Below are 19,908 nucleotides of genomic sequence, written 5' to 3'. Positions count from 1 at the left end.
AGACCGCCATGAGCGTCGCAAAAGTCATTGAAGTCAGTGCTTCCAGCACCACCAGCTTTGAAGATGCCATCAACCAGGGCATTGCCCGCGCCTGCGACACCATCGCCAACGTGCGCGGCGCATGGATCAAGGAACAGAAGGTGTCCATCGAGGGCGGCCGCATCGTCAGTTACCGGGTGAACATGCAGGTCACCTTCGTCCTCGACGACAAATAATCTGCCCGCGCTGCGCAAAAGCAGCCCCTGGGCGCGCCTTATCCGCGCCGGGGCAGGCCCGCGCAGACGCGACCCAACTGCAGCGCCAGCCGCTGCAGGGCCTGCCAGCCATTGGTGGGCCAGTCGGGCACTTTCAGGCCCTTGACGATGCCATCCACCGTGTGGGCCGATTGCAGCAGCTGGGCCAGTGCGGCGTCGCTGGCCTTGGGCAGGATGCGTTCGAACAGTCGCTCCTTGGCCCCCCACACGCGGTTTTCGCGCAAAGCCATGGGCAGCGGGCGCCCCGCATTCATGGCGTCTTTCACCCGCTTGAGCGCCCGAATATCTTCGGACAGCGCCCAGTGCACCAGCACCTCTGCTTCGCCCTCGGCCTGCAGGCCGTCGAGCATGCGCTGCACGCGTGCCATTTGCCCGGCCAGCACCGCCTCGGACAGCTTGAACACGTCGTAACGTGCCACGTTGAGCACGGCGGCCTCCACCTGGGCCAGCGACAGTTCGCCCGCCGGGTGCAGCAGTGCCAGCTTCTGGATCTCCTGGTGGGCGGCCAGCAAGTTGCCCTCCACCCGGTCGGCAAAAAACTGCAAGGTGCGCTGCCCCTCCTCGCCCGCTGCCACGCGCTGGCCCTGTGCGGCCAGGCGCTGGGCAATCCACTGCGGCAGTGCGCCGCGCTCGATGGGGTCGATCTGGATCGAGGTGCCGCAGGATTCGAGCGCCGCAAACCATGCGCCGGTGCGCGTGGCTTTATCCAGGCGCGGCAGCATCACCAGCGTGAGCGTGCTGTCGTTGCCCCGCGCCGATTCAGCCAACTGCTGCAGTGCCACGCTGCCTTCTTTGCCTGGCTTGCCCGAGGGGATGCGGATTTCGACGATCTGCTTGTCGGCAAACAGGCTCAAACTGCCGCCTGCGGCCAGCACCGCGCTCCAGTCGAAGTGGGCGCCCGCCACGGTGTACGAGCTGCGCTCGGCATAGCCCTGGGCGCGGGCCGTGGTGCGAATCGCATCGGCCGCCTCCTGCTGCAGCAGCGGCTCGTCGCCGTGCAGCACGTACAGCGCCGACAGGCCACGTTGAAGATGTTGGGAAAGTTGGGCCAGGGCGACTTGCATGGGCAAAGTTTATCGCCCCGGGGCAGCGCGCCTGGGGGCCGCGGAGCTTGGCGCCTGTCGAGGGCTCCTGCACCAGCCCTCTCTCACGGGCGCCATGTGCTGCTCAGATTGAGCACATGGGCGGGGGGCAGATGGTTGGCGCACTAAGATCACGGCGTTGCCCGCCTTTTCGTTGCAGCCGTGGCGCAAGAGAATGCCGCACCGCCCGGCGGCCGCACCCTTTGCCTTGCCAGACCCCCACCGCATGAACACCACCACCGCCCATCCCGCTGCACCCACCCGCTCAGTCCGCCTGATTGGCGCGCCCACCGACATCGGTGCCGGCGCACGCGGCGCCTCCATGGGCCCCGAGGCGCTGCGCGTGGCGGGGCTGCAGCAGGCCCTGGAAAGCCGGGGCCTGCAGGTGTGCGACCTGGGCAACCTGAGCGGCCCAGCCAACCCCTGGCTGCCACCTGTGCACGGCTACCGCCACCTGCCGGAGGTGGTGCAGTGGAACCAGCGCGTGTTCGATGCGGTGTTGGCCCAATTGCAGCAGGGCCACCTGCCCATCTTGCTGGGCGGCGACCACAGCCTGGGCCTGGGCAGCATCAGCGCGGTGGCGCGCCATTGTGTGGAGGCGGGCAAAAAACTGCGCGTGCTGTGGCTCGATGCCCACGCCGACTTCAACACCAGCGCGCTCACGCCCAGCGGCAATGTGCATGGCATGCCAGTGGCCTGCCTGTGCGGCTTTGGCCCAAAAGAGCTGACGGGGCTGGCCCGCATGCCCGGCGGGGGGCCGGCATTGCAGGCAGATCAGATTCGGCAGATCGGCATTCGCAGCGTGGACGCGGGCGAAAAGCGCTTTGTGCACGAACAGGGGCTGGAGGTGTTCGACATGCGTTTCATCGACGAAGTGGGCATGCGCCAGACCATGCAGCAGGCGCTGGCGGGGCTGGACGACGAAACGCACCTGCATGTGAGCTTCGATGTCGATTTTCTGGACCCCGACATTGCGCCCGGCGTGGGCACCACGGTGCCCGGTGGCCCCACCTACCGCGAAGCGCAGCTGTGCATGGAGATGATTGCCGACAGCGGACGGCTGGCCTCGCTCGACGTGGTGGAACTCAATCCGGCGCTCGATGTGCGCAACCAGACCGCGCTGCTGGCCGTGGACCTGGTGGAATCGCTCTTTGGCAAAAGCACGCTGATGCGGGTGCCTGCCTGAAGACCAGGCCGCTGCAGCGGCCTCAGCGCCTGGCCACCGCCAGCCGGCGCAGCAACTGCTGCACGATGTCGGTCTGCATGTTGCGAAACAGCAGGGCCTCTTCCGCCTCCTTGGCCAGGGCGATGGCTTCGTTGTAGCTGATCTCGCGCTGCTGGAGCAGCTCGGTGTCGGGAATCAGCTCATCGCCTGCCGGCGTGCGCAGCTTGAAACGCACACGCAGGCGCAGCTCCAGTTCACGCACCTGCCCCGAGGCGTTGAGGCCCACCACCGCGCGTTCGTGCTGCTCCGACAGCAGATCGAGCACGGCCTGTGCCGTTGGCAGCGCGGCCGGGTCGCGCAGCACCTGCAGCTTGCTGCCCGATCCCTCCAGTGTACGCGTCAGCTCCCGCGCCAGTGGCGAGCCTTGGGGGGCCGCCACATACAACGATGCAAAGGAAAATTCGGGCACCCCCCGCAGGCGAAAACCGCAGGCGGTCAGCAGGGCCACAGGGGCAAGGGAGAGCAGCGTGCGCTTGTTCATCATGGTCAGACCACCACGTTCACCAGGCGGCCGGGCACCACGATCACCCGCTTGGGTGCTGCGCCAGCGGCCTGGGCAATGAAGGCCTCGCTGGCCAGCGCGATGCGCTCGATCTCGGCCTTGTCGGCCTGGGCGGGCACATGGATGGAGCCGCGCAGCTTGCCGTTGACCTGCAGCATGAGCTCGATCTCGTCCTGCACCAGCGCATCGGGGTCGACCTGAGGCCAGGGGGCATCGAGCAGATCGCCCAGGTGCCCGGCGTAACCCAGTTGCGACCACAGGCTGTGCGCCACATGCGGCGTGGCGGGGTACAGGCAGCGCAGCAAAATGCCAAAGCCTTCGATCAGTGCCACCTGGGCGCCCGCGCACTCCAGCGCCTTGAAGTCTTCGAGCGCGTTGATCATCTTCATCGCGCCCGAGACCACCGTGTTGTACTGCATGCGCTGGTAGTCGTAGTCCACCTGCTTGAGCACGGTGTGGATCTCCAGGCGCAGTGTCTTGGCTTCCTTGCCAAATTCAACGTCTTTCAGGCTGCTGGCGCTTGCCACGCTTGCGGTAGCAGCTCCCATATCCATAGCAGAAAGTTTGACGCCAAAGTTCCACACGCGGCGCAGGAACCGGTAGCTGCCTTCCACGGCCGCGTCGTTCCACTCCAGCGTGGCTTCGGGCGGGGCGGTGAACATGGTGTACAGGCGGGCGGTGTCGGCGCCGTACTTCTCGATCAGGTCCTGCGGATCGACACCGTTGTTCTTGGACTTGGACATGGTGCCCACGCCCTCGTAGTCGATGGGCGTGCCCACAGGCAGCAGGCCGTCACCACTGGTGGCTTCGTTCTTGAGCTTGGCACCGATGATCTTGCCGTCATCGCCCAGCACATGCTCCACATCGTGCGGCCAGAAATAGTCCTTGCCACCCTTGGCGGTGCGGCGGCTGTAGATGTGGTTGAGCACCATGCCCTGTGTGAGCAGCTTGGTGAAGGGCTCGTCCACTTTCACGAGGCCCAGGTCGCGCATGACCTTGGTCCAGAAGCGCGCGTACAGAAGGTGCAGGATGGCGTGCTCAATACCGCCGATGTACTGGTCCATCGGCATCCAGTAATCGGCGCCCTCGGCAACCATGGCGTCGGCATTCTTCGGGTCGCAATACCGCATGAAGTACCACGAACTGTCCACGAAGGTGTCCATGGTGTCGGTCTCGCGGCGGGCGGCCTTGCCGCACACGGGGCAGGTCACGCCGGCATGAAAGCCCTCGTGCTTATGCAGCGGGTTGCCCGAGCCATCGGGCACGCAGTCGGCAGGCAGCACCACGGGCAGGTCTTTTTCGGGCACCGGCACGGCGCCGTGTTCGTCGCAGTGAATGATTGGGATCGGCGTGCCCCAGTAGCGCTGGCGGCTCACGCCCCAGTCGCGCAGGCGCCAGGTGGTTTTGAGTTCGCCCAGGCCTTTTTGCGCCAGCGCATGGGCCACGGCGGCCACGGCGTCCTTGTAAGAGAGGCCGCTGAAGTTGTCAGAGTTGATGGTGACGCCGCGCTGTTTGTCAGCGTACCAGTCATGCCACTGGTGGTAGTCGAAGTGCTCGCCATCCACCAGCACCACCTGCTTGATCTCGATGCCGTATTTGAGGGCAAACGCAAAGTCGCGCTCGTCGTGGGCGGGCACGCCCATCACGGCGCCGTCGCCATAGCCGATGAGCACGTAGTTGCCCACCCACACCTCCACCGGCAGGCCCGTGAGCGGGTGCGCGACGAACAGGCCCGTGGGCACGCCCTTCTTCTCTTGCGTGGCCAGCTCGGCTTCGGTGGTGCCGCCGCTCTTGCATTCTTCAATGAAGGCCTTGAGCGTGGGGTTGGTCTTGGCAGCGTGCGCGGCCAGCGGGTGCTCGGGCGCCACGGCGCAGAAGGTCACGCCCATGATGGTGTCGGCGCGCGTGGTGAACACGTACATCTTGCCGTCGCCAATCAGCGCACCGTCATCCCCTGCAATCTCGTGTGTGAAGGCAAAACGCACGCCCTCCGATTTGCCAATCCAGTTCTCCTGCATCAGCTTCACACGCTCGGGCCAACCGGGCAGCTTGTCACCGGTCACAAAGTCGAGCAGCTCTTCGGCGTAGTCGGTGATCTTGAGGTAGTAGCCCGGAATCTCGCGCTTTTCCACGGTGGCGCCCGTGCGCCAGCCCTTGCCGTCGATCACTTGCTCGTTGGCCAGCACGGTCTGGTCCACCGGGTCCCAGTTCACCACCTGGGTCTTGCGGTAGGCGATGCCCTTTTCCAGCATCTTCAGGAACAGCCACTGGTTCCACTTGTAGTACTCGGGGTCGCAGGTGGCGACCTCGCGGCTCCAGTCGATGGCCAGTCCCATCGCCTGCATCTGCTTTTTCATGTAGGCGATGTTTTCGTAGGTCCACTTCGCCGGTGGCACTCCGTTCTTCAGGGCGGCATTCTCGGCAGGCAGGCCGAAAGCGTCCCAGCCCATGGGCATGAGCACGTTGTAGCCGTTCATGCGCAGCTGGCGCGTGAGCATGTCGTTGATGGTGTAGTTGCGCACATGGCCCATGTGCAACTTGCCGCTGGGGTAAGGCAGCATCGAGCAGGCGTAGAACTTTTTCTTGCTCGTGTCTTCCGTCACGCGGTAGGCGTCGGTGGCGGTCCAGTGGTCGTGCGCGGCGCGCTCGACGTCTTGGTGGGAGTATTTTTCTTGCATGGGAGCTCTGCTGGATGAGAGGAATGCAGCCGCTGGGCTGCTGCTTTGCCAGATTTTAGGCGGTCACGGGGAACGCGCCCGGCCGTGCGCCGCACCCGGTGCGGGGTCTGGGCTTGCCGTCAGGGGCTCAGCGCGCCGCAGCGGGCTGTTCGGCAACAAACCCGATGCGCTGGAGCCCGGCGCTGTGGGCCGCACCCATGACTTCGACCACGCGGCCGTATGGCACGGCGGCATCGGCACGCAACTGCACTTCCGTATCGGGACGGGCCGCACCGATGCGCTGCAGCCGCTCGGCCAGGGCTGCCTGCGAAAGCGGCTGGTCCTCCAGAAAGGCCTGGCCCGTCGCATCCACCACCAGCGTGATGGACTGCGGTGCGGCGCCCGGCGTGGCACCCTCGGTGCGCGGCAGATCCAGCCGGATCGAACTGGCCATCAATGGCGCCGTGAGAATGAAGATGACCACCAGCACCAGCATCACATCCACCAGCGGCGTCATGTTGATGTCGCTCATGGGCTGCGGCCCGGGGGTGCGCTCCAGCCGGCCGAAACTCATGTTTCCACGCGCTCCGTCATGCCGACACGACCTTGGGGGGCGCGGTGTCGACAAGGAGTTCGCGCAGGTCGCGCGCAAAACCTTCCAGGTCAGCCTCGATGCGGCCAATGAAGCGCCCGAACACGTTGTAAGCCAGCACCGCCGGAATGGCCACCGCCAGACCCGCAGCCGTCATCACCAGGGCCTCGCCCACGGGACCGGCCACGCGGTCGATGGTGATCTGCCCGGCTCCCGCCATGGCGCTGAGGGCGTGGTAGATGCCCCAGACTGTGCCGAGCAAGCCAACGAAAGGGGCGGTGGACCCGACTGTTGCCAGAAGCACCTGGCCCCATTGCAGCCTGCCCAGCGCGCCGTGCAGGGCGTCCCGCAGCACGCGGGTGAGTTGCTGCGACAGGCTGCCGGAAGTCGCCAGCGTGGCCTGCTCAGCTGAATCAGGACGTGTCGCTATTGATTTTGTAGCAACAACCATAGACAGAACAAGCGCCTCGCGATCAAAAGACTGCAAACGCTGCACCGCAACGTCCAGCGATGGCGCCTGCCAGAAAGCCGCTGTGCACCGCGCCACGTCGGCCAAGGCCCGGCGCATGACGCGCGCCTTCCACAAAATCACCACCCAGCTGGCCACTGACATGGCGAGCAGCAGCAGGGCCGTGCCCTGCGTCACGGCATCCCCTTGGCGCCACCAGTGAAGTGCGTCCATGGCGGCTCGCCGGGGGCGCTAGTTCAGACCCAGCACGTCGAACATGTCGAACATGCCGGTCTTGCGGTCTGCGAGAAAGCGCACGGCGCGCAGGCTGCCCTGGGCATAGGTGGCGCGGCTGGACGATTTGTGCGTAATCTCGATGCGCTCGCCAATGCCGGCAAACAGCACGGTGTGGTCGCCCACGATGTCGCCACCTCGGATAGTGGCAAAGCCGATGCTCGACGGATCGCGTTCCCCCGTGACGCCTTCACGCGCATACACGGCGCAGTCCTTGAGGTCACGCCCCAGCGCATCGGCAATCACTTCTCCCATCTTCAGTGCGGTGCCGGAGGGCGCATCGACCTTGTGGCGGTGGTGGGCTTCGATGATCTCGATGTCGTAGCCAGTGGCCATGGCCTTGGCGGCCATCTGCAGCAGCTTGAGCGTGACGTTGACGCCCACGCTCATGTTGGGCGCCATCACGATCGCCGTGCGCTGGGCGCAGGCCGCAATCTCGGCCTTCTGCGGTTCAGTGAACCCCGTGGTGCCGATGACGGCTTTCACGCCCAGCTCGCAGCACAGGGCCAGATGGGCCAGCGTGCCTTCGGGGCGGGTGAAATCAATCAGCACATCAGCATCTTTCAGGCCCGTGCGCAGGTCTGCCGTGATGGCCACGCCACTTGCGTGGCCCAAAAAAGCCGTGGCGTCCGAGCCGATGGCGGGGCTGGCCGCAACATCCAGCGCACCAGCCAGCACCATGTCGTCGCTGGCGCGCAGGGCTTCGATCAGCATGCGGCCCATGCGGCCAGATGCCCCAGCCACCGCGACGCGCAGGACTCTGGAGGCGGGTTGGGAGGGCAAAGAGTTGCCTGTCATGTCGTTCCTGTTTCTATGAATGCGGAGGGCCATGCCGGGTGCCGGCACCCCCAATCGCAGGCCTTAGCGCGCAGGCGCTTCGAGCGGAGGGTAAGAGGTGGTGGTAACCGGCTGGGCAGGCACCGCCGCCGGTGTCCTGGCCGCGCGCTCGGGTGCCGGGAAACGCGCCAACTGGGCATCGGTGGCTTCCAGCACGGGCACCTTGCCCTTGGTGGAGCGCGACCCGAGAGTAGCCACAAACTCGGTTTCGGAGGGCATGGGGTCGCCCTCGAAACGCTGCAGCAGGTCTCCCTGGAAGAACACGGTGAGTTTGCGCGTCTGGATGTCTTCATCGGGGCGTTTGATGGTGAACACGTATTCCCAGCGCTCTGCGTGGAACAGGCTGGTGACCAGGGGCGTGCCGAGAATGTCGCGCACCTGCTGGCGGCTCATGCCCGGCGCAAGCGCTTCGACCTGCTCGCGCGACACGAAATTGCCCTGCACCACATCGAGTCGGTAAGGCGTCACCACGCTGGCCAGGCGATTGCTGGCACTGTCCAGGCTGCTGCAGCCGGCCACGGCAGTGAGGCAGGCACCGATGAACAATGTCACGCCCAGACGGGCACTGCGATGGGCTTTGGCGGGCATGGAAAAGAGTCGTAAGGCTATGATCGATCCATTGTAGCGGCTGGTCCTGCGGGCCTGGTCGAGCCCGCCGACGCACGAAAGACAGGGTCATGACGAATATCGACGAACTCAAAAGCACAGGCCTCAAAGCAACCTTGCCGCGCCTGAAGATTCTGGAGATTTTCCAGAAGGGCGCACAGCGCCACATGACGGCCGAAGATGTCTTTCGCGTCCTGCTGGAAGAACGCTCGGACATAGGGCTGGCCACGGTCTATCGCGTGCTCACGCAGTTCGAGCAGGCGGGCATTCTGATCCGCAGCAACTTCGAAAGCGGCAAGGCGGTTTACGAACTCGACGAAGGCCAACACCACGACCATTTCGTGTGCACGTCGTGCGGCAAGGTGGAAGAGTTCTACGACCCCGAGATCGAAAAGCGCCAGCAGATCATTGCCAAGGCCAAGGGCTGGGTGGTGCAGGACCACACGATGGCCCTGTATGGCCAGTGCGCCCACTGCGCCGCCAAATGAAGCCCCCCCCCTGAGGCGCTGCGCGCCTTCCCCCTGAAGGGGGGCGCCGCCAGCGCGGCGGGGCGGCCCTTGCGCGGCGGCCGCCGGCTTGGCCGCGACGGGCTCTTGGGCCTGCGGACAGCGCGCACACAATTGCCTGGAACGGTTGCCGAGCCTGTTGCCCGACCTGCGGATCAGCCCCCGGTGTCGCGTTCCATGGCGCGGCGATGCCGCTCCACAAATTCCTGATAAGTGTCGATGCCGCGCAACTGCAAGATGGTGTTGCGCACGGCCGCCTCCACGAGCACGGCAATATTGCGCCCCGCCACCACCTGGATCACCACCTTGAGCACCGGCACGCCCAGCACGTCCTGCGTGAGCGGCTCGTAGGGCAGGCGCTCGTATTCGCGCTCCAGCGTTTCCTTGCGCACCAGGTGCACGATGAGCTTGAGGCGCATCTTGCGGCGCACGGCGGTTTCACCAAAGATGGCGCGGATGTCCAGGAGGCCAATGCCGCGCACTTCCAGCAGGTTCTGCAGCAGCTCGGGGCACTTGCCCTCAATGGTGGTCTGGTTGATGCGAAACAGGTCAACAGCATCGTCGGCCACCAGACCGTTGCCGCGCGAGATTAGCTCCAGCCCCAGCTCACTTTTGCCCAGGCCGGATTCACCCGTGATCATCACCCCCAGGCCCAGAATGTCCATGAACACGCCGTGCATCGTGGTGCGGTCGGCAAAGTGCTTGGACAGGTAGGCACGCAGCACATCAATGACGAACGCCGACGACTCGTGCGTGGCGAACATCGGAATCTGCGCCCGCTCGCACATGGACAGCAGCGCATCCGGCGCAACCTGGCCATCGGCCAGCACCAGCACGGGCGGCTCCAGCGTCACAATGCGCGCGATGCGGCGCTGGCAGTCTTCGGGGGTGGCATTGACGAGGTAGGCGATTTCTCGCTCGCCCATAATCTGCACCCGATAGGGGTGGATGTAGTTGAGATACCCCACCAGATCGGCGCCCGAGCGTGCCGCACGCACAGCCACTTCGTCAAAGCGCCGCTCGGAAGCACCAAGGCCGGCCACCCATTCCCATTTCAGGGTGCCCCGGAATTCCTCAAACAGGACATCGGCACTGACGACGTTGGGCTTCAAGACAGTCCCGCGAAGGCGAAGAAAAAATCAGGCGGCCTGGGTGGACTGCCAACCGGCGATCATGCCGTGCAGCACCGCGGCGTCGTCACACGCCTTGAGCCTCTCGCGCAGCACCGAGTCGCTCAGCAGCTCGGCAATTTCGGAGAGGATTTCCAGGTGCTTCTGGGTCGCGGCTTCGGGTACGAGCAGAAAAATGAGCAACCCAACCGGCATTTCGTCGGGCGCATCGAAACCAATCGGCTGCGCGAGTTGAAACACCGCCGCCATCGGCGCCTTGAGGCCCTTGATGCGGCCATGCGGAATGGCCACGCCGTGTCCCAGGCCCGTGGAGCCTAGTCGCTCACGCGCAAAGAGGCTGTCGGTGATCAGCGCCCGCGAAAGACCGTGCTGGCCTTCAAACAGGAGACCCGCTTCTTCGAAAGCACGCTTCTTGCTGGTGGCGTCAACGCTCACGAGCACTTGAGCGGAGGGCAGGATGGATGCGAGTCGGTTCATGGTCAAGGAAACAATTATGCACACATTGGCAGAAACCCTGATCAAAACCCGCAAGCCACAAAAAAACCGCCCCGGGGGGGCGGCTGCGGCCGACAGGCAGCGCATCTGCATGGCTTACGCGAGCATCTCGCGTTTGGATGCGTCGTAGTGGTCCTGGATGCGGTCTTTATGGCGCACGACCTGGCGATCCATCTTGTCCACGAGCTCGTCCACAGCGGCATACAGGTCGAAATGGGAGCTTTCTGCAAACAGGTCGCTTCCCTTGACGTGGATGTTGCATTCCGCTCGCTGCCGTTTCTCTTTTTCCTTCTGTTTCTCTACTGTCAGCAGCACCTTGACGTCCACTACCTGATCGAAATGGCGCGTGATCCGGTCGAGCTTGGTCGTGACGTAATTGCGCAAGGCGGGGGTAACTTCGAGGTGGTGACCGCTGATCGTCAAGTTCATAAGTAAGTCTCCTGTGGCTCTTTGACAAAAATGCCGCTCTGGATCAAAGGAACGGCCCGGCTAACTCGGATACATGCGTCGACGCTAATTCACTATGCCCCCGCGCAATGCCAAAAGCAATCCCATACCGCCCTCGGCGGGCGGGTTATGTCGGTGAAGGTGCCACGGCGAAAAAAAACGCGCACAATGGGTCGGCTGTGGGCAAAGTCCCCAAAACGCCCCCCAGTGCGTGCCCCACCAACGCGGCAGTTGCCCGCCTTGCAAGGCACCCCCTGCATTGCCACGGCCTTGCGCGCAGCCGCCCAGAGCCGGGGCCCCACCCGGTGCGCTGCTGCGTAAAATCAAACGGTTCGAAGCAGCCCTGATCGCCCGCAATCCTTAACACTTTCCTGGCACGGAACCCTCTTCACGCTCCGCCTGCCCGCACTACCACCATGACCCAGCCCAGCCCCCAAGCCCTGCACACTTCGGCCCTCACCTCCCTGCCCCTGCTGGCCCGTGGCAAGGTGCGCGACAACTACGCCGTGGGAGATGACCGCATCCTGATGGTGGCCAGCGACCGCCTGTCGGCGTTTGACGTGATCATGGGCGAGCCCATCCCCGGCAAGGGCGAGCTGCTTACGCAGATGGCACTGTTCTGGTTCGACAAGCTCGGCCACATCTGCCCCAACCACCTCACGGGCGAAGCGCCCGAAAGCGTGGTGAGCGCCGCCGAGGTGCCGCAGGTGCGCGGCCGCTCGATGCTGGTGCAGCGCCTGCAGCCCATCCCGGTCGAAGCTGTGGTGCGTGGCTACCTGGCCGGCAGCGGCTGGAAGGAATACCAGGAATCGCAATCGGTGTGTGGCGTGCCGCTGCCCGCCGGCCTGACCAACGCCGCCAAGCTGCCCGAACCCATCTACACCCCTGCAGCAAAGGCGGCAGCGGGTGAGCACGACGAAAACATCACCTTCGAGCGCACGGTCGAGATGATCGGCCTGGAGCTGGCCACCAAAATCCGCGACCTGAGCATCGCCATCTACAAGGCCGCCGCAGAGATCGCGCTCACCAAAGGCATGATCATTGCCGACACCAAGTTCGAATTCGGCCTGGCCCCGGATGGGACACTGGTACTGATGGACGAAGTGCTCACGCCCGACAGCTCGCGCTACTGGCCGGTGGAAGGCTATGCCGAAGCCCTTGCCAAGGGCGAAAACCCGCCCAGCTACGACAAGCAGTTTGTGCGCGACTGGCTGGAGCAGGCCCAGGTCAACGGCAAGCCCTGGGACAAAACGCCGCCCTCCCCGCGCCTGCCCCAGGCCGTGATCGAGAAAACCGCCGCCAAGTACCGCGAGGCGCTGGAGCGGCTGACGGGCTGATCGCTTGCGGCAGCGCAGCATCGTGCGCTGAAAGCCTGAATCCTGGCTGTAGTAACCGGCTAACACCACGCCCGGCCCGTCTGCCGGAAGAATGGGTGCTGCCGATTCACAACCCAGGAGACACGCATGGCCGGAAAAAAGATTCTGATGATCTGTGGCGACTACTGCGAGGACTACGAGACCATGGTGCCCTTTCAGGCGCTGCTGGCCGTAGGCCACCAGGTACACGCCGTGTGCCCCGACAAGAAGGCGGGCGAGCACATCAAGACCGCGATCCACGACTTTGAAGGCGCCCAGACCTACAGCGAGAAGCCGGGGCACAACTTCGCGCTCAACGCAAGCTTTGCCGACGTCAAACCCCAGGACTACGACGCCCTGGTGCTGCCCGGCGGGCGCGGACCCGAATACCTGCGCACCAACCCGGCTGTCGTCGCGGCGGTGCAGCACTTCTTCGAGGCCAACAAACCCGTGGCTGCCATCTGCCATGCCGCGCAATTGCTGGCGGGCGCAGGCGTGCTCAAGGGGCGCAGCTGTTCGGCCTACCCGGCCTGCCGCGCCGAGGTGGAGCTGGCCGGCGGCCGGTATGCCGACATTGCCGTGGACAAAGCCCACACCGACGGCAACCTGGTCAGCGCCCCGGCCTGGCCCGCACACCCGGACTGGATCGCGCAGTTTCTGGCGGTGCTGGGCACGCGCATCACGCACTGAGCGAGGCGCCCCCGGGCTTGCCCGCTTGCGCGCCCCTGTGCGGGCGCGCACCATGGGGCCTGTTTTCTGCCCACCCCGGAGACGCCCGCCATGTGCCATGTCTTTATCAGTGCCGACCCCGCCCTCTACACCTGCCGCGCCCGCTCGGTGCGTCTGCATGGGGTGGCCACCAGCATTCGGCTGGAGAACCTGTTCTGGCAGGTGCTGGAAGAAATTGCCGCGCGCGACGGCATGAGCGTGCCGCAGCTTTGCGCCCGCCTGCACGATGAATTGCTGGCCGAACGGGGCAGCGTGGACAACTTTGCATCGTTTCTGCGCGTGTGCTGCGGGCGCTACCTGGCGCTGCAGCTGTCGGGCGGCATTCCGCAGGACCGTTCGATCCCGATCCGCAGCCTCAACCCCGGCCGCGTGCTGGCCACGGAGCATGCGCGGTCAGCCACGCACCCCTGTCCGCGCCAGGCGGCCTGATCCCGGCCATCTCGGCTCCTGGGATTCTTGGTGGCTGCTCTTCAGCTCAGCACCACACTCGACAGCCGTCGGCGGTAGGTGGCCACCACGGGGTCTTCAGGGGGAATCTGGCCTTCCGCCACCTTTACCTTGGGCTGCTCAATGATTTCCAGGATGGCCACATAGGTCTTGCGGGCAGTCTCGTCGTTCCAGGCCTTGTCACGCATGAGGATTTCGAGCAGCTCGTCCATGGCGTCGGTCCAACGCTGCTGCGCCATGAGCCAGCGAGCGCGGGCAAAGCGGGTGTCAAAGTCGCGCTTGTTGGCGGTGATTTTTTCATCAAATTCGGCTCCAACGCTTTCCCCATAAGCGCTTACAGCTACATAATCAATAGCATCCATCCAGCACTTGAGGGCCCCGAGCTTGCGCGAGGTTGCGGCCTTGGCAATCACGGGGGCAAAGGCCACCTTGGCGTCGTCGTCGCGGCCCAGTTGCAGCAGCAGCTTGACGTAATCAAACCGTGCGTCGTCGTTGGCAGGGTCGGTGGCCACGGCGTGCTGCAGCTTTTCCAGGGCGGTGTCGGTGTCGCCTTCGGCCAGCGCATCCAGCGCCTCTTCTTCCTCGGCCTCTGCCACCACTTCTTCTGCTGATGGCACATGCTTGTCGAGAAATTCGCGCACCTGGCCCTCGGGCAGCGCGCCCATGAAGCCATCTACCGGCTGGCCGTTCATCAGCAGCACGCAGGTGGGGATGCTGCGGATGCCGAACATGCCCGCCAGTTGCTGCTCCTGATCGGAGTCGATCTTGACCAGCTTGAAGCGGCCCGCGTAGTCGGTTTCGAGCTTTTCGAGGATCGGGCCCAGCGACTTGCAGGGGCCGCACCAGGGCGCCCAGAAGTCCACCAGCACGGGCACGTTCATCGAGGCGGCAACCACCTCGGCTTCAAAGTTCTCTACGGTGACGTCAATCATGATGGTGTGGGCCATGGGCCTGTGAAGCGATTTCGCGCTATTTTGGCCCAACGAAACAGCCCCACGCCAGCAAGGGAAGCGCAAAAAGTAAAATCACGGGTTCCACCTACAGCGGTGCAGCAGGCGCAGCCTGCCCCACCCAGCACCCCAACACCATGAAACCCATCCAGATCGGCGTGGTCATGGGTTCCAGCAGCGACTGGGACACCATGCAGCATGCAGTGCAGATTCTTGAACAGTTCGGCATCGGACATGAGGCCCGCGTGGTCTCGGCCCACCGCATGCCCGACGACATGTTTGCGTATGCCGAGGCCGCCGCAGGCCGGGGCCTCAAGGCCATCATCGCCGGGGCCGGGGGCGCTGCCCATCTGCCGGGCATGATCGCGGCCAAGACCCCCGTGCCCGTGCTGGGCGTGCCGGTGGCCAGCCGCCACCTGCAGGGCGTGGATTCACTGCATTCCATCGTGCAGATGCCCAAGGGCATCCCCGTGGCCACATTCGCCATTGGCACGGCGGGCGCGGCCAATGCCGCCCTGTTTGCCGTGGCCCTGCTCGCCAACGAGAGCCCCGAGCTGCGCCAGCGCCTCGAAGCCTTCCGCGCCGAGCAGACCGAAGTCGCCCGCAACATGACCTTGCCGCCCACCGCATGAACGACTCTGACAAGCCATTGAGCGCCGCACGGCCGCCCGAAGGCGCGAAGGCCCCCCTGGGGGGCAGCGCCGCACACGCAGTGGCAAGCGTGGGGGCACCATTGCTGCCCGGCTCGACCCTGGGCGTGCTCGGCGGCGGCCAGCTGGGCCGCATGTTTGTGCACCAGGCGCAGGCCATGGGCTACTTCACCGCCGTGCTTGACGCCGACCCGACCAGCCCCGCCGGGCTGGTGAGCCATCACCACATTCAGACGGGTTATGAAGACGCTGCCGGGCTGGCCGAGCTCGCCCGCCTGTCGGATGCGGTGACCACCGAATTCGAGAACGTGCCTGCGGCCGCCCTGGCCACCCTGGCCGCGCTGCGCCCCGTGTCGCCCGCTGCCAGCGCAGTGGCTGTGGCGCAGGACCGTGCGCAGGAGAAAGCCCACTTCGTCGCCTGCGGCGTGCCCTGTGCGCCCTATGCCGTGATCGAGACGGCAGCGCAACTGGCCGCCGTGGCGCCCGATCTGCTGCCGGGGATTCTGAAAACCGCCCGCATGGGCTACGACGGCAAGGGCCAGGTGCGCGTGAAAACCGCCGCCGAGTTGGCCGCTGCCTGGGCGTCGGTCGGCTCCGTGCCTTGCGTGCTCGAAAAAATGCTGCCGCTGGCGCTGGAATGCTCCGTGATCGTGGCGCGCGGTGCCGACGGCGCCACCGTGCACCTGCCCGTACAGCGCAACCTGCACCGCGACGGCATTCTGGCCGTGACCGAGGTTTATGAGCAAAATATGCCTCAAGCGCTTATCCAGCAAGCGGTAGCAGCTGCAATTTCGATAGCAAACGGCTTGCGGTATGTGGGCGTGCTGTGTGTGGAGTTCTTTGTGCTGCAAGACGGCAGCCTGGTGGTGAACGAAATCGCCCCGCGCCCGCACAACAGCGGCCACTACAGCCAGAACGCCTGCGACGTGTCGCAGTTTGAGCTGCAGGTGCGCACCATGGCGGGCCTGCCTCTGGTGCAGCCGCGCCAGCACAGCGCTGCCGTCATGCTCAACCTGCTGGGCGACTTGTGGTTTGCGCAGGGCGATGCCGAGCAGACGCCCCCGTGGGCTGCCGTGCTGGCCCTGCCCGGCGCGCACCTGCACCTGTATGGCAAGCGCGAAGCCAAACGGGGCCGCAAGATGGGGCACCTCAACATCACCGCAGCCACCCCCGAAACGGCACGCGCAACGGCACTGAAGGCGGCGGCCCTGCTAGGCATCGCGCCATTCTGACCATGATTCTTGACGGCACCCTGCCCGAATCCATCGCTGCCGCAGCGCGGGCCGTGCGCAGCGGCGCGCTGCTGGGCCTGCCCACCGAAACCGTTTATGGCCTGGCCGCCGACGCCAGCAGCGACGCCGCCGTGGCGCAGATCTTTGCCGCCAAGGGCCGCCCCAGCGACCATCCGCTCATCGTGCATGTAGCCGATGCCACGGGCATCGGGCACTTCGCTCGTGAAGTGCCCGGCTTTGCGCAAAAGCTGGTCGATGCCTACTGGCCCGGCCCGCTCACCCTCATCCTGCCGCGCCGGCCCGGTGTGGCCACGGCCGCCACCGGCGGCCAGGACAGCGTGGGCCTGCGCTGCCCCGCCCACCCGGTGGCCCATGCGGTGCTGCAGGCCTGCTCCGCAACTGGTGATGGCCCCGAACTCGGCGGGCCGCCGGTGTGGGGGCTGGCCGCGCCCAGCGCCAACCGCTTCGGCCGCGTGAGCCCCACCACGGCACAGCATGTGCAGGACGAACTGGGCGCCGATCTGCTGGTGCTCGATGGCGGGCCCTGCGATGTGGGCATTGAATCCACCATCGTGGACTGCACGCGCGGCGTGCCGGTGCTGCTGCGCCCGGGGGCCATCTCGCGGGAACAGATTGCCGCGGTTTGCGGCATGCAACCGCTATCGAAAGAAGAGCTTCCCGCGCTGACCCCGCGCGCGTCGGGCACGCTGGAGGCCCATTACGCCCCCGCTGCCAAGGTGCGCCTGATGGACGCCAAGGCGCTGCAAACCGCGCTGGACCTGCTGGGCGCTGACGCTGCCCACATCGCCGTCTATGCCCGAAGCGCACTGCGCACCCGCTCGTCAAAGCTGGTCGTGCGGCGCATGCCCGATGACGCCAGCGCCACCGCCCAGCAACTTTTTGCCGTGCTGCGTGGCTTTGATGACCAGGCCGTGAAACTGATCTGGATCGAGATCCCCCCCGCCACCCCCGACTGGGAAGGCGTGAGCGACCGGCTGCAGCGCGCGGCCGCGGCCTGAGCCGGCTTGCCTGCCTGTTTGCTTTACATGCGCTGGCTGTGCGTCGTTAAACTAACCCCCACTTATCTGGAGAAATACATGGCAACAAATTGGATGCGCCGCACCGTGATGGTCGCCGCATGTGCGTCGGCAGCATTGCTCGCGGCCTGTGGTTCCAGCACCACGGATTCGGAACTCACGCCCGACCGCTTCATTGCCTTTGGCGATGCCTTCACCGATGTGGGGCAAAAGGGATCGCGCTACACCGTCAACGATGGCTCCGTCAGCAACTGGACGCAGCAGCTCGCCTCGCGCTACGGCAAGACGATCACGCCCGTGGCATCGGGTGGCCTGAGCTACGCAGCGGGCAACGCACGCATCACCGCCAAGCCCGACGTGGCTGGCGATGCGACCACCCTCACTGTCACCGAACAGATTGACCGCTTTCTGGCCGGCGGCGCCTTTGGCGCCAACGACGTGGTGTTCATCAACGCCGGTGCCAGTGACCTGATCGCAGGCATGGCTGCCGTGCGCGCCGGCACCACCACCCCCGCCGACATGGTGGCGTCAGCACGCAAGGCAGGCCAGGAACTGGCCACGCAGGTGCGCCGCCTCGTCAACGCCGGGGCCAAGCATGTGGTGGTGACCGGCACCTACGACCTGGGCAAGACGCCATGGGCCACGGCCATCAGCCAGACCAGCCTGCTCAACGATGCCAGCAGCCGATTCAACGAGGGGCTGCTGGTGAACATCGTCGATCTGGGCGCGAATGTGCTGTATGTCGATGCGGCCTACTACGTCAATCTGTACACCAGCTCGCCCGGTTCGTACAGTTTTGACAACGCCACCACCCCGGTATGCACCTCGGTGGATGCCGGCAACGGCATTGGCATCGGCACCGGCCAGGTCAACTCGGCCTTGTGCACCACCGCCACCTTGCTCCCCAGTGCCAACCAGAACAAGTATGTGTTTGCCGACGCGGTCTACCTGACGCCATCAGCCCACCGCCAGCTGGGCGACTACGCGTACGACCGCCTGCGGGCCCGCTGGTAAGCCGCAGCCACACCGCACACAAAAAAGCCGACCCTGAGGTCGGCTTTTTTCATGCCCAAAGCGCAAGCCGCTTATTTGACGGCATCAAACACTGCGCGCGCCTGGGCGTGACAGAACGGCGGCTCGTAGGTGCCGTGGTAATTGCCGTAATACGTGGCAAAGGCCGCCGATGCGGGGTCGGTGGGCGCTTTGCCGCCTGGTCCATACGTGGCCTGAACCAGAGCATCGACATCCACCGAGGCCACATTGGTCAGTCCCCGGCTGTCAAAGTCGGCCTTCATGGCCCGCTGGTGGATGGCAGGCGGCACGGTGGGATCACCCGCGCCTCCGCACAGGAGCACCCGGGCCTTGGGGTTCCAGCCCAGCAGGTCGTTCTTTTGGGCCGCCACGAACAACGGGTTGGAGCCACCCGCCTGGGCTGCAGCCAGGAATTCGGGCTGGAACACGAGGTCCCGGGCCTGGTTGGGCGTGACACCGGGGCCGCCGGGCAGCTTGCCGGTGGTGACCAGCGTGGTGTAGTTCAGCGTGGGGTTGGGCAGCAGGCTCTCGATGTAGTCGGAATATGGCGTCTTGAAAGCCGTCTTCACACCCGTGTACACCGTGCCGTACACCTTTTGCCATGAGGTCACCAGGTAAGGCACGAAGAACTGCACCCCGGCAATCGCGTCGGGCACGCGCAACGAGCCCGACAAGTTGTAAGGCCCTGCCAGATGGGCACCGGCCACCACGTTGAATTCGGTGCCGTAGTCCCGCTCGGCTGCGCGCTGCGCCGCCATGGACGCGTGCCCGCCTTGCGAATAGCCGGTGAACATCACTTTGCCCGACAGGTTGGCACCCACACTGGACGCGGCCGCCCGCGCGGCGCGAACCGAGTCCAGCACCGTCGTGGCTTCGGAGTCTGCGTGCAGATAGGGGTGGTAACTGTAGGTGGACTTGGCAAAACCAAGGTAATCCGTGGCCACCACCGCATAGCCCTGGGCGGCATACATGGCCGCCAGCAGAAAGGTTTCGCTGTCTTGCGGATTGGCCAGGGTGCGGGTCTTTTGCACATCGGTGCCCTTGGCATAGGCCACCAGGGCCGCAGCGCCCGTGCAGCTGCCCGCGGGCACCAGCACGACGCCCGATGAATTGGTTTGTTCACCGGCCCGTTCGCCCACCGTGGAGTAGTTCAACCCCACCACCTTGACATCGCATTTGGCCTTGCCGCTGATGGCCTGCAGGCCGCTGCCTGCGGTCGCGGCATCGATCTGCGCGGCAGTCAGCGTGGCCAACGTGGCGGGCGCATCCACCAGATCCCCACGCTGGGGGCCGTCCGAGCCCCCGCAGGCAACAAGCAACACCGCAGCGGTGGCAACACAGTGAGGCGGAAATACGTCATGAAGAAATCCCTTGGAGTAAGAACAGCGACGCATCGTGCGC

The 19,908-nt window shown here is 65.3% G+C and carries 22 protein-coding genes; 10 read left to right on the top strand and 12 right to left on the bottom strand.

The annotated features are described in order from the left end of the window. Positions 1 to 8 precede the first annotated feature (8 nt). Complete coding sequence (locus B7Y64_RS02235) at positions 9 to 215, top strand: dodecin family protein (RefSeq protein WP_024813287.1); 207 nt, start codon at positions 9 to 11, stop codon at positions 213 to 215. Between the two features lie 38 nt (positions 216 to 253). On the opposite strand, the gene holA is transcribed toward B7Y64_RS02235, so the two are convergent. Continuing rightward, the gene (gene holA, locus B7Y64_RS02230; RefSeq protein WP_291324977.1) at positions 254 to 1,318 is read right to left on the bottom strand and encodes a DNA polymerase III subunit delta; all 1,065 of its coding nucleotides are present in this window, start codon (positions 1,316 to 1,318) and stop codon (positions 254 to 256) included. Positions 1,319 to 1,562: 244 nt separating this feature from the next. Here holA and rocF point away from each other — a divergent pair, with 244 nt between their 5' ends. After that, positions 1,563 to 2,522, top strand: a complete 960-nt coding sequence (gene rocF, locus B7Y64_RS02225; protein ID WP_291324978.1) for an arginase — start codon at positions 1,563 to 1,565, stop codon at positions 2,520 to 2,522. 22 nt (positions 2,523 to 2,544) lie between these two features. Here rocF and lptE read toward each other — a convergent pair whose 3' ends face one another. The 6 genes from lptE to B7Y64_RS02195 form a co-directional block, all read right to left on the bottom strand. Beyond that, complete coding sequence (gene lptE / locus B7Y64_RS02220; RefSeq protein ID WP_024813290.1) at positions 2,545 to 3,042, bottom strand: LPS assembly lipoprotein LptE; 498 nt, start codon at positions 3,040 to 3,042, stop codon at positions 2,545 to 2,547. Positions 3,043 to 3,047: 5 nt separating this feature from the next. Beyond that, entirely contained in the window at positions 3,048 to 5,741 is a 2,694-nt protein-coding gene (gene leuS / locus B7Y64_RS02215; protein ID WP_291324979.1) for a leucine--tRNA ligase, read from the bottom strand. A gap of 127 nt (positions 5,742 to 5,868) precedes the next feature. Beyond that, the gene (locus B7Y64_RS02210; protein ID WP_114656867.1) at positions 5,869 to 6,294 is read right to left on the bottom strand and encodes a biopolymer transporter ExbD; all 426 of its coding nucleotides are present in this window, start codon (positions 6,292 to 6,294) and stop codon (positions 5,869 to 5,871) included. Between the two features lie 16 nt (positions 6,295 to 6,310). Then, positions 6,311 to 6,994: a MotA/TolQ/ExbB proton channel family protein gene (locus B7Y64_RS02205; protein ID WP_114656866.1), complete on the bottom strand. Its 684-nt coding sequence runs from the start codon at positions 6,992 to 6,994 to the stop codon at positions 6,311 to 6,313. Positions 6,995 to 7,012: 18 nt separating this feature from the next. Beyond that, on the bottom strand, positions 7,013 to 7,852 hold the full coding sequence (dapB, locus tag B7Y64_RS02200) for a 4-hydroxy-tetrahydrodipicolinate reductase (RefSeq protein WP_024813294.1): 840 nt from the start codon (positions 7,850 to 7,852) through the stop codon (positions 7,013 to 7,015). A 63-nt stretch (positions 7,853 to 7,915) separates the two neighbouring features. Beyond that, complete coding sequence (locus B7Y64_RS02195) at positions 7,916 to 8,479, bottom strand: outer membrane protein assembly factor BamE (RefSeq protein ID WP_291324980.1); 564 nt, start codon at positions 8,477 to 8,479, stop codon at positions 7,916 to 7,918. 89 nt (positions 8,480 to 8,568) lie between these two features. Between B7Y64_RS02195 and fur the strand changes: the two genes are divergently transcribed. Beyond that, complete coding sequence (gene fur, locus B7Y64_RS02190) at positions 8,569 to 8,985, top strand: ferric iron uptake transcriptional regulator (RefSeq protein ID WP_024813296.1); 417 nt, start codon at positions 8,569 to 8,571, stop codon at positions 8,983 to 8,985. Between the two features lie 173 nt (positions 8,986 to 9,158). Here fur and hprK read toward each other — a convergent pair whose 3' ends face one another. From hprK to raiA, 3 genes are all read right to left on the bottom strand, one after another. Then, entirely contained in the window at positions 9,159 to 10,115 is a 957-nt protein-coding gene (hprK, locus tag B7Y64_RS02185) for an HPr(Ser) kinase/phosphatase (RefSeq protein ID WP_291324981.1), read from the bottom strand. Positions 10,116 to 10,142: 27 nt separating this feature from the next. Then, entirely contained in the window at positions 10,143 to 10,610 is a 468-nt protein-coding gene (locus B7Y64_RS02180; protein WP_024813298.1) for a PTS sugar transporter subunit IIA, read from the bottom strand. Positions 10,611 to 10,724: 114 nt separating this feature from the next. Then, positions 10,725 to 11,057: a ribosome-associated translation inhibitor RaiA gene (gene raiA, locus B7Y64_RS02175; RefSeq protein ID WP_024813299.1), complete on the bottom strand. Its 333-nt coding sequence runs from the start codon at positions 11,055 to 11,057 to the stop codon at positions 10,725 to 10,727. 434 nt (positions 11,058 to 11,491) lie between these two features. On the opposite strand from raiA, the gene B7Y64_RS02170 reads away from it, so the two are divergent. The 3 genes from B7Y64_RS02170 (at position 11,492) to B7Y64_RS02160 (ending at position 13,588) form a co-directional block, all read left to right on the top strand. Next, positions 11,492 to 12,412, top strand: coding sequence for a phosphoribosylaminoimidazolesuccinocarboxamide synthase (locus tag B7Y64_RS02170; protein WP_291328263.1), 921 nt, complete (start codon positions 11,492 to 11,494; stop codon positions 12,410 to 12,412). 126 nt (positions 12,413 to 12,538) lie between these two features. Then, positions 12,539 to 13,120 (top strand): DJ-1/PfpI family protein, encoded by a 582-nt coding sequence (locus tag B7Y64_RS02165; protein ID WP_291324983.1) that lies wholly within the window; start codon positions 12,539 to 12,541, stop codon positions 13,118 to 13,120. A 90-nt stretch (positions 13,121 to 13,210) separates the two neighbouring features. After that, entirely contained in the window at positions 13,211 to 13,588 is a 378-nt protein-coding gene (locus tag B7Y64_RS02160; RefSeq protein ID WP_291324985.1) for a ribbon-helix-helix domain-containing protein, read from the top strand. 41 nt (positions 13,589 to 13,629) lie between these two features. Here B7Y64_RS02160 and trxA read toward each other — a convergent pair whose 3' ends face one another. After that, positions 13,630 to 14,538, bottom strand: coding sequence for a thioredoxin (trxA, locus tag B7Y64_RS02155; RefSeq protein ID WP_291324987.1), 909 nt, complete (start codon positions 14,536 to 14,538; stop codon positions 13,630 to 13,632). A 155-nt stretch (positions 14,539 to 14,693) separates the two neighbouring features. On the opposite strand from trxA, the gene purE reads away from it, so the two are divergent. From purE to B7Y64_RS02135, 4 genes are all read left to right on the top strand, one after another. Continuing rightward, a complete protein-coding gene (gene purE, locus B7Y64_RS02150) occupies positions 14,694 to 15,188 on the top strand; it encodes a 5-(carboxyamino)imidazole ribonucleotide mutase (RefSeq protein WP_114656780.1) in 495 nt (164 codons plus the stop codon). After that, positions 15,185 to 16,438, top strand: a complete 1,254-nt coding sequence (locus B7Y64_RS02145) for a 5-(carboxyamino)imidazole ribonucleotide synthase (protein ID WP_291324988.1) — start codon at positions 15,185 to 15,187, stop codon at positions 16,436 to 16,438. The genes purE and B7Y64_RS02145 overlap by 4 nt, the downstream gene beginning before the upstream one ends. A 2-nt stretch (positions 16,439 to 16,440) precedes the next feature. After that, complete coding sequence (locus B7Y64_RS02140; RefSeq protein WP_291324990.1) at positions 16,441 to 17,457, top strand: L-threonylcarbamoyladenylate synthase; 1,017 nt, start codon at positions 16,441 to 16,443, stop codon at positions 17,455 to 17,457. Positions 17,458 to 17,535: 78 nt separating this feature from the next. Next, complete coding sequence (locus B7Y64_RS02135) at positions 17,536 to 18,489, top strand: SGNH/GDSL hydrolase family protein (RefSeq protein ID WP_291328261.1); 954 nt, start codon at positions 17,536 to 17,538, stop codon at positions 18,487 to 18,489. A gap of 71 nt (positions 18,490 to 18,560) precedes the next feature. Here the strand turns inward: B7Y64_RS02135 and B7Y64_RS02130 are convergent, their stop codons facing one another. Beyond that, positions 18,561 to 19,829, bottom strand: coding sequence for a lipase family protein (locus tag B7Y64_RS02130; protein WP_291324992.1), 1,269 nt, complete (start codon positions 19,827 to 19,829; stop codon positions 18,561 to 18,563). Positions 19,830 to 19,908: the final 79 nt, after the last annotated feature.

The sequence above is a fragment of the Acidovorax sp. 35-64-16 genome (assembly GCF_002281195.1).
GTDB classification, from domain to species: Bacteria; Pseudomonadota; Gammaproteobacteria; order Burkholderiales; family Burkholderiaceae_C; genus Acidovorax; species Acidovorax defluvii.
Note: the sequence above shows the minus strand (reverse complement) of the source record. Positions and strands in the feature narration are given on the sequence as shown.